Annotated in this window: 12 protein-coding genes and 1 pseudogene; 5 read left to right on the forward strand and 8 right to left on the reverse strand. The window is 44.6% G+C overall.

The window, feature by feature from the left end; all coding sequences use genetic code 11:
- Positions 1-309: 309 nt before the first annotated feature.
- A complete protein-coding gene (gene uraA, locus AC50YG_RS23085; RefSeq protein WP_494829999.1) occupies positions 310-1,623 on the forward strand; it encodes a uracil permease in 1,314 nt (437 codons plus the stop codon).
- A 196-nt stretch (positions 1,624-1,819) separates the two neighbouring features.
- Positions 1,820-2,158 (forward strand): L,D-transpeptidase, encoded by a 339-nt coding sequence (locus AC50YG_RS23090; RefSeq protein WP_341279618.1) that lies wholly within the window; start codon positions 1,820-1,822, stop codon positions 2,156-2,158.
- Between the two features lie 65 nt (positions 2,159-2,223).
- Here AC50YG_RS23090 and AC50YG_RS23095 read toward each other — a convergent pair whose 3' ends face one another.
- The 7 genes and pseudogenes from AC50YG_RS23095 to AC50YG_RS23125 all read right to left on the reverse strand — a co-directional run bounded on the left by AC50YG_RS23095 (position 2,224) and on the right by AC50YG_RS23125 (position 9,399).
- Positions 2,224-3,024, reverse strand: coding sequence for a GNAT family N-acetyltransferase (locus AC50YG_RS23095; RefSeq protein ID WP_494830001.1), 801 nt, complete (start codon positions 3,022-3,024; stop codon positions 2,224-2,226).
- A gap of 164 nt (positions 3,025-3,188) precedes the next feature.
- Entirely contained in the window at positions 3,189-3,683 is a 495-nt protein-coding gene (locus tag AC50YG_RS23100) for an SMI1/KNR4 family protein (protein WP_494830003.1), read from the reverse strand.
- A 288-nt stretch (positions 3,684-3,971) separates the two neighbouring features.
- A complete protein-coding gene (locus tag AC50YG_RS23105; protein ID WP_494830005.1) occupies positions 3,972-4,358 on the reverse strand; it encodes an immunity 22 family protein in 387 nt (128 codons plus the stop codon).
- Positions 4,359-4,616: 258 nt separating this feature from the next.
- Positions 4,617-5,718 (reverse strand): annotated as a pseudogene (locus tag AC50YG_RS23110) (IS3 family transposase).
- Between the two features lie 258 nt (positions 5,719-5,976).
- The gene (locus tag AC50YG_RS23115) at positions 5,977-6,444 is read right to left on the reverse strand and encodes a hypothetical protein (RefSeq protein WP_494830007.1); all 468 of its coding nucleotides are present in this window, start codon (positions 6,442-6,444) and stop codon (positions 5,977-5,979) included.
- 7 nt (positions 6,445-6,451) lie between these two features.
- The gene (locus AC50YG_RS23120; RefSeq protein WP_494830009.1) at positions 6,452-8,614 is read right to left on the reverse strand and encodes a CdiA C-terminal domain-containing protein; all 2,163 of its coding nucleotides are present in this window, start codon (positions 8,612-8,614) and stop codon (positions 6,452-6,454) included.
- A 356-nt stretch (positions 8,615-8,970) separates the two neighbouring features.
- Positions 8,971-9,399, reverse strand: coding sequence for a MerR family transcriptional regulator (locus AC50YG_RS23125; RefSeq protein WP_494830011.1), 429 nt, complete (start codon positions 9,397-9,399; stop codon positions 8,971-8,973).
- A gap of 197 nt (positions 9,400-9,596) precedes the next feature.
- Here AC50YG_RS23125 and AC50YG_RS23130 point away from each other — a divergent pair, with 197 nt between their 5' ends.
- From AC50YG_RS23130 to AC50YG_RS23140, 3 genes are all read left to right on the forward strand, one after another.
- On the forward strand, positions 9,597-9,995 hold the full coding sequence (locus AC50YG_RS23130) for an S-layer homology domain-containing protein (protein WP_494830017.1): 399 nt from the start codon (positions 9,597-9,599) through the stop codon (positions 9,993-9,995).
- A gap of 57 nt (positions 9,996-10,052) precedes the next feature.
- On the forward strand, positions 10,053-10,697 hold the full coding sequence (locus tag AC50YG_RS23135; protein ID WP_494830021.1) for a hypothetical protein: 645 nt from the start codon (positions 10,053-10,055) through the stop codon (positions 10,695-10,697).
- Positions 10,698-10,811: 114 nt separating this feature from the next.
- A complete protein-coding gene (locus tag AC50YG_RS23140) occupies positions 10,812-11,945 on the forward strand; it encodes an S-layer homology domain-containing protein (protein WP_494830023.1) in 1,134 nt (377 codons plus the stop codon).
- Positions 11,946-12,073: 128 nt separating this feature from the next.
- On the opposite strand, the gene AC50YG_RS23145 is transcribed toward AC50YG_RS23140, so the two are convergent.
- Positions 12,074-12,832, reverse strand: a complete 759-nt coding sequence (locus AC50YG_RS23145; protein ID WP_494830025.1) for an SDR family oxidoreductase — start codon at positions 12,830-12,832, stop codon at positions 12,074-12,076.
- Between the last annotated feature and the right edge of the window lie 35 nt (positions 12,833-12,867).

A 12,867-nucleotide genomic window follows, 5' to 3' on the forward strand; every position in this document is an offset into this window, starting at 1 on the left:
TGACGATAATACTGTAAGGATGGTTTGCACTGCCTTGAAAACCAACACGCTGCAAGGCTCGTATAGCTAACGGCATCAGGCTGGAGTCCGTTCTGGGGACGGCTCCGGTCTCTTTTTTTGCTCCGCTCAAGGTGAAACGGCTATCGCCGTCCTTTGGCGGCGTGGCGCGTTTCATTCCGAGAAATATAGAGGAAGGATGGAAAAATCATACTTTCTCTATAATTTTAAAAAAAGCTTGCCAACCTTCACCGAACTCGGTAGAATCGACAAGGATTATAGACATAGAACACTGGGGAGGATCAATGGTTTATGGAAAAACGTCATACAATTGGAATTATGGATCGCCCACCGCTAGGGCAGAGCCTGATGCTGAGCTTGCAGCATCTATTCGCCATGTTCGGCTCCACCGTACTCGTCCCGAATTTGCTTGGCGTCGATCCGGCTGTCTGCCTGCTGATGAACGGAATCGGCACCTTGCTTTATTTATGGATTTGCAAAGGCAAAATTCCCGCCTATCTCGGTTCAAGCTTTGCTTTTATCGCTCCTGCGGGAGCCGTTATTGGCGAGCACGCCGCCGGAGAGCCCGGCAATTACGCTGCGGCACTGGGCGGTTTTATCGCCGCAGGCGTTATTTTCACACTTGTCGCCTTGATTATTCATTATGCGGGAACGGGCTGGATAAACGTCGTTTTCCCTCCTGCGGCGATGGGCGCGATTGTAGCGATTATCGGGCTGGAGCTCATTCCGGTTGCAGCGAAAATGGCTGGCTGGATTATGCCGGATAAATACCCGGACCCAGCGAACTGGAAAATGGACGGTGCTACGGTTGCCTTATCAACGATTACGCTGGGCATAACCGTGTTCGGCTCCGTGCTGTTCCGCGGGTTTATGAAAATCATTCCGATTCTAATCGGGATTGTGTCTGGATATGTCATTGCCTATTGTATGGGTATGACCGATTTTTCTGGTGTGGGGAAGAGCGGCTGGCTGCAGTCTCCTGAGTTTACGCTGCCCATCTTCCAGTGGGCCGCTATTCTTGCCATCGCTCCGGCTGCGCTCGTCGTTATTGCTGAGCATATCGGCCATCTGGTCGTAACGAGCAATATCGTGGAAAAGGATTTGTCGAAGGACCCAGGGCTGAGCCGCTCCATGCTGGGCAACGGGATTTCCACGATGATTTCCGGCTTTGTCGGCTCCACGCCGAATACAACCTACGGTGAAAACATCGGCGTACTCGCAATCACGAAGGTTTATTCGACCTTTGTCATTGGCGGCGCTGCCGTCATCGCCATTGTGCTCTCTTTTTCAGGAAAATTCTCGGCGCTCATTTCAGGCATTCCGACTCCAGTTATGGGCGGCGTCTCCCTGCTTCTGTTCGGCGTTATTGCCGCATCCGGCTTCCGGATGCTTGTCGAATCGAAGGTCGATTACAGCAAGCCGACTAATCTGTTTCTGACGACAGTTGTCATGGTAACTGGACTCAGCGGCGTCACCATCAAGCTAGGCGATTTCGCCATCTCCGGTATGGCGCTTGCGACAGTCGTAGCGATTTTGCTAAGCCTGCTGTTCAAGCTGTTTGATGTGCTGAAGCTGTCTAACGATCACGAGGCGGCTGAGCACTAGACGCTACATGAAAGCTCCATTCAATGGCTGATAATGCTTAATGCTAGGTATCAAATGAACTATAAAATGACGCACAAACTAACCATAGTTTGATGCGTCATTTTTACTGTAACAACAAACGGCTTATAGAGGAGAAATGCCTAACGCCCTCTACTCCACTCTTACATAGGATAGAAGCAGAGGAGGGAAACCTTTCATGCCTTCATACCGCATTATCGTTGATCTTTCTGACCGCAGGCTGTATTTGCTTGATGGCAATACGGTCGTAAACGCCTATCCTGTTGGCATCGGCAAAATGCTGACACAATCGCCACTCGGCGAATTTACGATTATAAATAAACAAGCCAATCCCGGCGGGCCGTTCGGCGCTTTCTGGATGGGATTGTCCAAGCCGCATTACGGCATTCATGGCAACAATGATCCTGCATCTATCGGACGCATGGTGTCGCATGGCTGCATCCGCATGTACAATGACGATGTTGTGACACTCGCCCATTTGGTTCCGATTAATACCCGCGTGACCATTCGGGAATAAAGGGTGGGAAGAACCTGCGGCGGTCAGCAAGCGCTGACCTTCGCCTTATACTAGTGGCGTATTCACTAACCGTTGTACCAATACATAGGATGCTCGTCTATTTGCTCAAAACAAAGCTTATGCGCCACGCTTAAAGACTCTACGTTATTTGAATGACAGCACCAATTTGGTGTCAGTCCTTGATTCAGGCACTCATTAATGAAACGGACACCAACCAACGTTGCCAGGCCTTTTCTTTTGTATTTTTCTACTGTTATGATGTCAATTTCAGCGTAGCCACCTCCAACATAGGGAGAAGAACAAACACTGATAATCTTATCGTCTTTGGTCACAAAATGACCGACACCATTATCGATAAATTGTTGGGCCGTATCCCAAACTAATTTATAATACGGGTAAAAGTCCTCTCTATATTGGTTTGCTATTTCTGGATTCAATCCCTCTTCGTTGAATTCCGGGTCGAGCACAAGTGGATAATCGCGATAAGCTTGAAGAAATTTTTCCTTGTTAAAATGGAAATAGGCTCGTTTAATTTTGGTCGCATGGATAAAATGATGTTTAGCCAGCAGTTGCTCCCAGTCCGTTGAAAATAAAGCTAGAGCATAGAAATGAATAGGATGGCTATTTTTATTGTTTAGGAACTCGATAACACCTTCGTTAAAACGAGCATCGTTTGCAGCTCCTAACAAGCAGTAGAAGCCACCGGCACTCGTTATTAGAGCAGCTGTGGCATTGTTTCTATCGTTCACTAGCACCTTACCTGTTTGCAGCTGCTGGATGACCGATAAAGCATAGACCGCTTTATTTCTCACCTTTTCAAGCATTGGATTTACAATATAAAACTCTGCTGCTGTTAGCTCATGCATAAGAATTGCTCCTTTGTTTACAAATCGCTTTACGACGAAGAACCTAAATACGTTTTTCCCATTCCTCTTTCCTACCACTGGTTTAAAAATCTCTTGAAATGGAACGAATCTATGAAGCCATTCTAGAACTTTTATTAAAATGAGAAATTTTTTACAGATTTCAATTATAGTTTTGAAATAAACTCACTAAATGTATCTGCTACAAAGTATGTTACCGGTGCTAAATCACCTGACTCTTCATGGTTCCAAACACAGACACTAGGATTTTCTCTATCCTTCCTAAAATCCAAACAAACAAAATCGCCTGCAAACAAAACAACAATTGGTAAAATATCTGCACCAATTAACTCTTCATTGTCAGTTAATCTATCTTCAAGCTGTGTTAGTGTGACATCTATATCATACATACCTAATCTATTTTCTCTGGGTGTTTGAAGTAAACATAGAAAGCGATCTATTGCATATTCACGTCCATTACATTCAAAAGCTCCTTCTAGCGTTCTCCCTCCATTATTTTCTTTCAAAAATTCGACAAAATCCTTTGGAAGTTTTACTCGCCAGAACTTTTCTTTTCTCTCAAACAACTCGTCAATCGGCAATGGATAAATGATAGTCGCTTTATCTATTTCCATAAAAATACCTCCCCCTACTTCATTCATTACAGGAATGGCTCCATTTTACGCTCCTTATCAAATAACTTCTAGTAGTCTTCTGGTAAATACACCGTTTCTTTAACTACTCCGGCACCAGCAAAATCTGCATATCCATATCTCATGCCTTCGACTTTATTTACTGTAATTTAATGTAACGCAGTAGCGTTATTTAGGGTATAAAAGTAAAGCGTTGCCGTGCGTACAATCGCATTGAAGAAATCTTTATACGGGTAATACAAGGGTTAAATGTGTTATTGGTTGAATGAGTGGTTTATTCGGCACTGGGTAGTCTCATTATTGATATTCTACCGTCCCTAAAAATCTCAGGTAATTGGATTGAATTGTAGCTTCTATAATTTCCCCAGTATACTTAAAGTGATAAAGTAAAACTACTGCATTAATATCATTTGGAAGTTCTTCCTGCACTAGCGTATCAAATCTCGGTACAATTTCGTCATCATAAGAAAATCCTTCAAGTAATTGATTCAGGTCATTACTTACTTCTTCATAATATTCTGCTTCTCTTACCGCATCATCATATCTACGAATCTCAAAGTGTTTAGCAAATATAGACGGAATAAAATCCCCTTCATCTGAATAAGAAACAACAAGTAATCTATCCAGTTCCTCGGAAGATTGAACATTCCCTACCCACAGAGATACGAATCCTTCCTTTTCCATGTTTTAAACCTCCTCTAAGGTTTTAATCCATCAGGCAGAGCATCTACCCCACCTTCAAATCTATAATTCGCCCAATTTTGTAATCTTCTTTTAAACATATCATAATCAGTAGACGAATCAATAATTTCTAACAATTCATTATGTGCTTTTGTTGAACCTTTCCCACCATGTTTGCCAGTGGGATTTACAAACTTGGTCTCGCTTATAAGTGAACTGTAGCCTCAATTATGGACAGTGTTAAAAAACGGTATTGAATCCTTAAGCAGCTAGGAGATGACTTCTGATTTCACCAGGAGTCATCTTTTTTAGTGTCCACTGATAGCGTTCTGAATTGTAGTGAATCACATACTCATTAACTCCTAGCCGCCGCTCTTTAAGAGATTTACAGTCCTTGTAGTCAAGCTCGTCCTTCATATGACCAAAGAACGTCTCCATGGACGCATTATCCCAGCAGTCCCCTTTACGAGACATCGACTGCTTAAACCCAGCTTCGGCGATGAGGAGGCGGGTTTTCGGGTGCGTATCGTGCATGCCCTGGTCAGAATGGAAATAGCTCCAACGTTGAAGATAGATAGTGTGCCAGAATCTGCTTCGTAGCACCGTCCTTCACACAAGAAAGATAGGCCCACTGACCGCTACCATAGCGCATGTATGTGATATCTGTAAGGAGGTCTTTCTCTGGTTTTCCTTGATCAAACAGGCGCTCCAGGAGATTAGGACAAGTACGATGTTCTTGTGTTGCTTTAGCCATTTTGCGATAGGGATTGGTTTGACGGATCGTAGCTACTAGCCCAAACTTTCGCATGATACGACGAATCTTTTTATGATTCATGACAATGCCATTCAATCTCTCCAGCCTCATTTTGATAACCAATGCGCCTGCTTTCCCATTCAATGCTTCAAAATGCTCCCTAATAAGCTGAAAGTCGTATTGATCGGCTGTCTCTCGCAATTGACGTGACTCTTCAGCGTTACACCAACGGTAAATAGCCACTTGCACTTACTCCGGCAATCTGACAGAGGTAACGTGTTAAACGTCGTAAATCATGCTGACGAATCGTTTGATGAATGAGCTGAAAGCGCTCGGAAGGTGTCGACCCCTTACTTTTTCGCCTTTCGAGCGCTTCTAGCTTTTTTAATAGCTCGTTCTCCGCTTCGAGGAGTTTAATCCGAGCTTCTGCTTGTTGCAGCTTCTCTTCCACTACTCCATTGGTGGCTCTCCTGCCTGATTAACTTGCACTGCTGCGAGTTTAAAAGCTGGAGCATACGAGATGTTTCTCCCCGATACGCGGTTGACATTCGGATTGGACTCCAATAGCCTGATCTCTGTTTCAGTAAATCCTGTTCTGATTTTCCTCATGATGTTCATTCTCCATGTATTCTCGATGGTATGATTAAAGCACAAAAACCCGTAAGCGGTCACTTTTTTCAAGTGTCCATCTTACGGGTTACAGTTCATTGTTAGACTCGCATGTGGAATATGAGTTCAATTCAATTTACGTGGGTTAACTGTGTTATTGGTTAAACAAGGCTTTTGTTCGGCACTGGGTAGCCCACCACCTTTAAAATATTCATGATTCGAGCGGACTATACCGAACAAGCATTCTATAGCCTGATTTTAATTTGGTAACTCCTGAAAAATATATGGATATCGTAATAAGGCAATTACCTTGTTTGATAGATACTTTTTCTGATATTGATCTAGTTTTGTATTTATGATTACAGTAGCATTTTCTTTTCTGAATATTTGATCTGTACCATTTTCCAAAAATAACATATCAGGATTAAAAGCCATTAAAATGTTACCGAAAATTTTAAACAACACTTCTATCCCTTCCTCGAATAATTTTCCAAATAATTGAATTCCAATCTCTACATTAATCTCCATTCGATATTCTTCTCTTAAAAAATCAATACTAATAATATCTTCCGTTTCAATATCAAGTGTGAAGTATTTACAGCTAAGACGAGAAAAATCTTCGTAGTTAGTTACTTTATCTTCAACTGTATCACATACTATGTCATAAATTGTTCTTTTAAGTGTTTCCTTATCCAAATTTGTGACTAAGAATAACGTACAGTCCATCTCACTTCTAACCTCCAAATACTCTTGTAATCTTTCCATCCTTCACTAGAATTAATTCTTCTAGTCTTTTTAAATCTCCATTCGGATTTGCTTTTCTTAAAATTGTTTCGATAATTTCGGTAACTTTTTCATTTGGAAAGTTGTCTAAGTTCAAAACAATTCTTCCAGACTGCTTCTTCGTCTTTCCTGCTATTTCTTTAATTATACTTTGTACCTTTCCATCTGGTTTTGGTGCATAACAATCAAATACATTTCCTTTGATTAGAAAATCTGGATTCGACCCTTCTGCAATACCATGACCATTTCCACCATCAATTTCATCCAACATCTCAATGTCATAGCCATTATCAGCCAATACATCGGCTGTTTCATTTTGTTTCTTTATTCCATGGGAATCTCCTTCTCCGTAATTCCCTTTAGGTTTACTCCCCTTTGGTAAAGAAGGTTCGGTAAGTTTAATCTTTGGAACTTCACCCGTCCCCTCAGCCTCTCGCTTCAGTCGATCCATCTCTTCCAAATACCGTTTCTGCACGTCTGTTTTTGGGACTTCAATTGGCGACTTGTTGTTAGGAAAAGAGTCCATGAATTGGAACCCCTCAGGGGTCACAAGCTGATTGCCAAAGCCTAGTCCACGGCCACTTCCTGCACCCTCTGGTTTGACCGCTGGACTTTTCGGAACTGTCGGTTCTATTCCTCCTGGAACCTTCACTTTAACCGAGAACAATATACCGAGGACACCTAGGACATCCTGCACATGCTCCTTGGAATTCGGATGTTCAGGGGCAAACGCTCCCTGCACCATCCCCGTTAGACCCATGCTCACATAATCCAAATACGCAGACACCGACTCATTTCGATTCGCCGTTCGTTCAACGTGCTCCTCCCATAGCGCTTCGGGCACACTAATCAAGCCCATCGTCGCGTAGTTAAAAAAATCATAGACCGAGTCGTTCCTCTTGTTCGCTCGATCAACGTAAGCATTGTATATATCCGTTCCCACTTCAGCTATGCTATTTCCGGTTTGCTTAATCGCAGCCCATTCCACTGAAGCTTGGTTTTTTATCACGCTCCCGTAGATCTCAAGGCTTCGCATCGCATCCTGCCCAAACTTCTCCAGCATACCCGGCTTTTCCTCGACGACAACTTCCTTTGGTGGGGGATCGTATTTGCTTAATGCCTGCATGCTCTGCAAAATCGTCAGCACGTTCAGCAGTCCGCTTTTCACTTGCCCCTGCTGGACATCCGTTACTAATCCGCCCGCGGCGGTTCGAATCGTTTGCTGCAGCGCATGAATTTCCTTCAGCTGCACCCTCGCCAGTTCACCCGTCGGACCCTGCGTTTGCGCCATCATCACCATAAACAAATAACGTGCGTTGTCCGGCAGCGGCACCCGCGTCGTCAGGTCCCCTTCCAGCGCGAACGATGGATCATAGTCACACGCCAGCAGCGGCACCTGCTTGAAATAGCTCGTCATATTCACATTTGGGGCAAAATAGCTCTCTGCTACGCCAAGCGCCTTCAGCTTCTCTCGGCTAATCTCCGCCTGCTTATGCATCTCCGCCATCAGCAGATGATTGCCGAACTGCTTGTACACCGCATATGCCGTCTGCGCCTTCGCGATCAGATCCCGCTCCGCGAAGATCGCCTCCAGCTTCATTTCCGCATCTAGCTTCTCTGCTGCTGTCGCACCTTGCAGGCCTGCGACCCGCCGCAGCTCCTTCACCAACGGATCGCTCGACCAGCGATCCCGGCTAGCTTGCGGCAAAATTCGGTCGATCAGGTTCGTCACCATCGGACGGAAGGTGACCGGAACGGGCGTATAGCTGCCGCCGCCTGTCGTCCCTATTCGCTTCAATAGGTCAAAACGCTCCAGCCCGCTCAGCCCCTTCGCCAGCTGCTTCGCTTCCTGCGCTGCTTCCGCTTGCACACGCTCGATGCCTTTCAGTGCTTTGCTGATCACCTCCGTCATCTGCTCGGCTTCCTGCGTCAAGCCCGTCAGCTGCCTCTGAATCTGCTCCAGGCTGCTCAGCATCGGCAAAGAGCGATCCCAGCTCGCGATCTTCCCGCTCACCCGCCGTCGCAGCTCATCCGTGTCCGCTCCGATTCGCACCAGCTGCTGCTGCAGGCGCCTCACTTCATCCGGTTTAAATATGACCTGCTTTCCGGCCATTTCACTCCTCCTCGCCCACTCGTTCTATCTCCCCGTGCCTTGGAAGTCATTGCCCACTGAGAAATACTTCTTTCTTATATGAAATATAAGAACTTTATTTTCAATTAATTACCTTACTCATTATCACATTTAAATACCTAATTTACCACATATTCTTGTGTATATTGTACGTGATAGCCATTTTTAAACACAGTCCTTGTCGTTTAAAAGAGAGAATTAACAAGAATTATTAACTATACCCGCGCAAAATTCAATTCAATTTCATGTATGTATAAATTTGAGAACCGTCAGCAGCACTGAACCTAGTTTTATGTGCCCCCTTTTCCACCCTATCCACGCTGCAAAAAAACAATTCCTCACTGCTCCAAAGAAGTGATTTTCAGCTTGTCATCAATAAAGTCCAGCACCTGCTGCAAATCCGCTATTTGCCGCTGAATATGCTGCTTATGGTTCAGCATTAATTGCACCAGCTCGGGATAATCCGACGGTATATTGATGAAGGACACACCAATAAACGGTCTTATTTCGTCTAGCGACATACCTGTTTTTTTCAAGCAAACGAGCATTTTCATCGTTTCAATATCCTTTACCCGGTAAAAACGATGGGTGTTGTTTTTACGCTCCGCCTGCGGCAAAACGCCGATCTTCTCATAATAACGAATCGTATCCTCCGACAAGCCGCTTTGTTCCGCCGCTTCTTTAATCGTGTAGATGCTCTCACTATCTTGTACCCTCTTTATTTCCCGCGTAGTTTTTCCTTCCTGTACTTCCTTTGCTTCCGACATCCCGCTTCCCCCTGTTTCAAACTAGATATAGAGAGCGTAACAAGGTTTCGGGGAAATTACCAGTTCATAAGCTGAGGTGCAATCCCTAAGGTAAAACCTTACAAAAAATCACTTTTCAACCGATAATACTTTTTAGAAAGCTCCGTTTAAGGGATTACACTCACAAAAAACTAAAAATAAGAAGGACTGAGATACACATGTCTATATTCCGTCGGACGTTCATTTGTCTTCTGTTGGTTTCAAGCCTGCTTGGGGGAAGCATCGTTAATGCCGATATGAGCCTACCTAGTGCTAGTGATCACTGGTCAGATACGTTGAAGCAATGGGCCAGCGAAAATGGCATCATTGAGGGGTATTCGGATGGAAGCTTCCAGCCTGATAAACTTATAAGCGAGGCTGAGTTTTTGAAAGTATTGTATGAGGCGTTCGATAATGGGTTGTTGAGGAACGCTGAGACGGATGGGACCATTAAAAGCAGGGTAGACACGCTTTATAAATTTGCAAAAGAGTGGAACCATCCCGTTGTCGGGACAGCCTCGTCAAAGCTTCGTACAAAGCCTATCACCTACGCACAAGCGGCTGCGATTATTGCCTAGGCCAATGGCGTACACTTTGAGGGACAAAATAACCTCATTTATCTAATTGGACATGGCATGGTTCACAGTGATTCCGCTTCGCTGTCTACCTTTAAATCCGATTCTCCTTTGACACGGGCTGAAGCGATTCAATGGATCAGGCAGTTGACGGTTGCAGGAATGATGAGTATAAAGGAGCGTCCAAAATCCCTATCCAAACGCAGCATGCTGCCGAGTCTGGTGAATGCACCAAAGCCTTTGCCCCTATTCAGCACGCAGCCATTAGCCAAGGATGACTTTGATTTAATCGGAAGTGATACTAATTCAGTGCTGAAATTATGGGATTCGAAAGCTTCTGTCGATGCACGGTTTGGAAAACCTCAGGGAATCTCTTTTGGACTGAGCCCGTATCCTTCCTTCTCGGTTAAATACAATAAAGTTGATCTGATTGGCCTTTGGTCTATATCTAATGATGATGAATATACGGACACTAATCAGATCCTCTCTACCAGCAAAGGCATAATAGTCGGGAAAAGCACATTAAGGGATGTCCTTCTGCAATATGGAACAGCGGGGTATTTAAGCCCAGGCAGAGCATACCTCTTTTATGAGCAGGCGGAGGATGAAAGCTATTTTTCGCTTTATCCGATTTTCCAGGATACTCCCATTAATAATAGAAACCAAACCTATGGCTTCGCCTTCTTCTTCGATGAAGAAACTTAAAAGTCGATCTCATCATGTCTTTTTGGCTGCCTGTAGTCAGTGGGGAGAATTAATAACGTATTTTAAAAAATGTTTTATAGGAGCGGTATCTAACCAAGAGGAGGACTAGGGAAAATGCCTATCATTCGTCGTACATTCATTTGTCTTTTGCTTATATCGACTATGACTGGAGGAATAACGGCTTACGCCGATTCGTATAAACCAAATGGTCATTGGGCTGATACGCTGCTTCAATGGGCGAGCCATGTAAAAATAATGGAGGGGTATTCCGACGGAAGCTTCCAGCCCGACAGATTAATAAGCGAGGCAGAGTTTTTAGTCGTCTTGTATCGAGCCTTTGATGTCCGGTTAGACAATCATCCAATTAGCACAGCCTATCAGCTTGCCAGAAGCTGGAACCACCCAATTGTTGGTTACTCCAAGCCTGCCCTGAGGCCAGTACCTATAACGCAAGGTCAAGCAGCAGCCATTATCGCATCGGCCAGAGGAGTTCACTACGAAGGCAACGATAATATGGTTTATTTACTCGGAAATGGCATGGGAAGCAGCCCTGATGCTACATTATCGACTTTCCAATCTGATGCTGCTTTAACACGCGCAGAAGCGATTCAATGGATAAGACAATTAACAGTTGCGGGTATGCTTGACATTAAAGAACGGCCGAAAGCACTTTCCGACCTCAGCAAGCTGCCGGATCCCGCAACTGCTCCCAAGGCGCTGCCTTTATTCAGTACACAACCTGTTATAAGTGCAGATTTTGATCTAATTGGAAATAATCCAGCTATGGGAGTAAAGCTTTGGGAAAGTAAACAGGCCATTGACTCTCGCTTTGGTGAATCACAGCAGGCCGGTATGATTAAACGCAGCCAATATTCCACTTTCACGGTTCATTATAATAAAGCAGGCCAAGTGGACTCGTGGAATATAGCTAGCGATAAAGATCATTTGGAAGCGAGCAAGCTCTTCTCAACTTATAAAGGCATTGTATTGGAGAAAAGTACGATATTGGATGTTTTACAGCAATACGGAACAGCCGGATATTTAAAAACGGGTAGCGCCTTTTATTTTTATGAAGAAGCGGAAGATGGCAGCTATATGCAGTTGGACCCCTTATTCAATGGATCACAAATTAAAAACGAAAAGAAGACCTACACCATCTACTTTAGCTTCAATACAGAGACTTCAAAAGTCGATTTTATAATGGTTAGTTGGCTGCCAAATGCATTGGGGAACTATGACAACAATTAACTCTTAATGCTTGAAGCATAATAATCCCTCTTGATTGATTCAAGCCTCCTCCATAGTTGTGTGTGAGGAGCAGGAAATCGCAAGAGGGAATTTATTGTTTTGGTCTATTAGCTTGTGCTTGACCTATATTAGTAAGCCGTCCAGCCCGCATCTGCGATTACAACCGTACCGTTAACGAAGCTTGCGTCATCAGAAGCGAGGAACAGAGCAACCTTCGCAATTTCCTCAGGCTCGCCCGTACGCGGATTGAGGCCCATGCCTGCCATGACGCGCGATGCTCCGAAGGGGTTAGGCTCATTAATCGTCGTCGAAATATTCGTTTTCACACCACCTGGTGCAATCGCATTGCAGCGAATGCCGAGGTCGGCATATTGGAACCCGATATTTTTCGTGAGGCCCACAACGGCATGCTTGGAAGCTGTATAAGCAGCGCCCGCTCTAGAGCCCTGCAGACCTCCAGCAGAAGCGATATTGACGATAACCCCGCTCTTCTTCTCGGTGAAAAGAGGCAGCACTTTCCGGATCGTACGCATCGGTCCCGTTGTATTAATCGCAAATACCCGCTCCCATAGCTCATCCGTGATGTCCGCCGCCGGAACAAAGTTGTCCATGATTCCCGCATTATTTATTAAAATATCCACTGTGCCGTAAGTTGCTACGGTCGTATCTATTAATTGCTGGACATCTTCTTCCTTGGCAACATTGGCAGCGATGGCAACCGCTGTACCGCCATTTTCTTCAATAGCTGCAACAACCGTTTGTGCCGCATCTACGCGAAGATCCGAGACGACAACCTTAGCTCCTTCTGCTGCGAACAGCTCCGCAATCGCTTTACCCATACCTGATGCTGCGCCAGTTACGACAGCCACTTTTCCTGTTAGTCTCACGGTTCATTCCTCCATTTTGAATCAGAGATAAAATA

The sequence above is a fragment of the Paenibacillus sp. J31R34 genome (genome assembly GCF_059383715.1).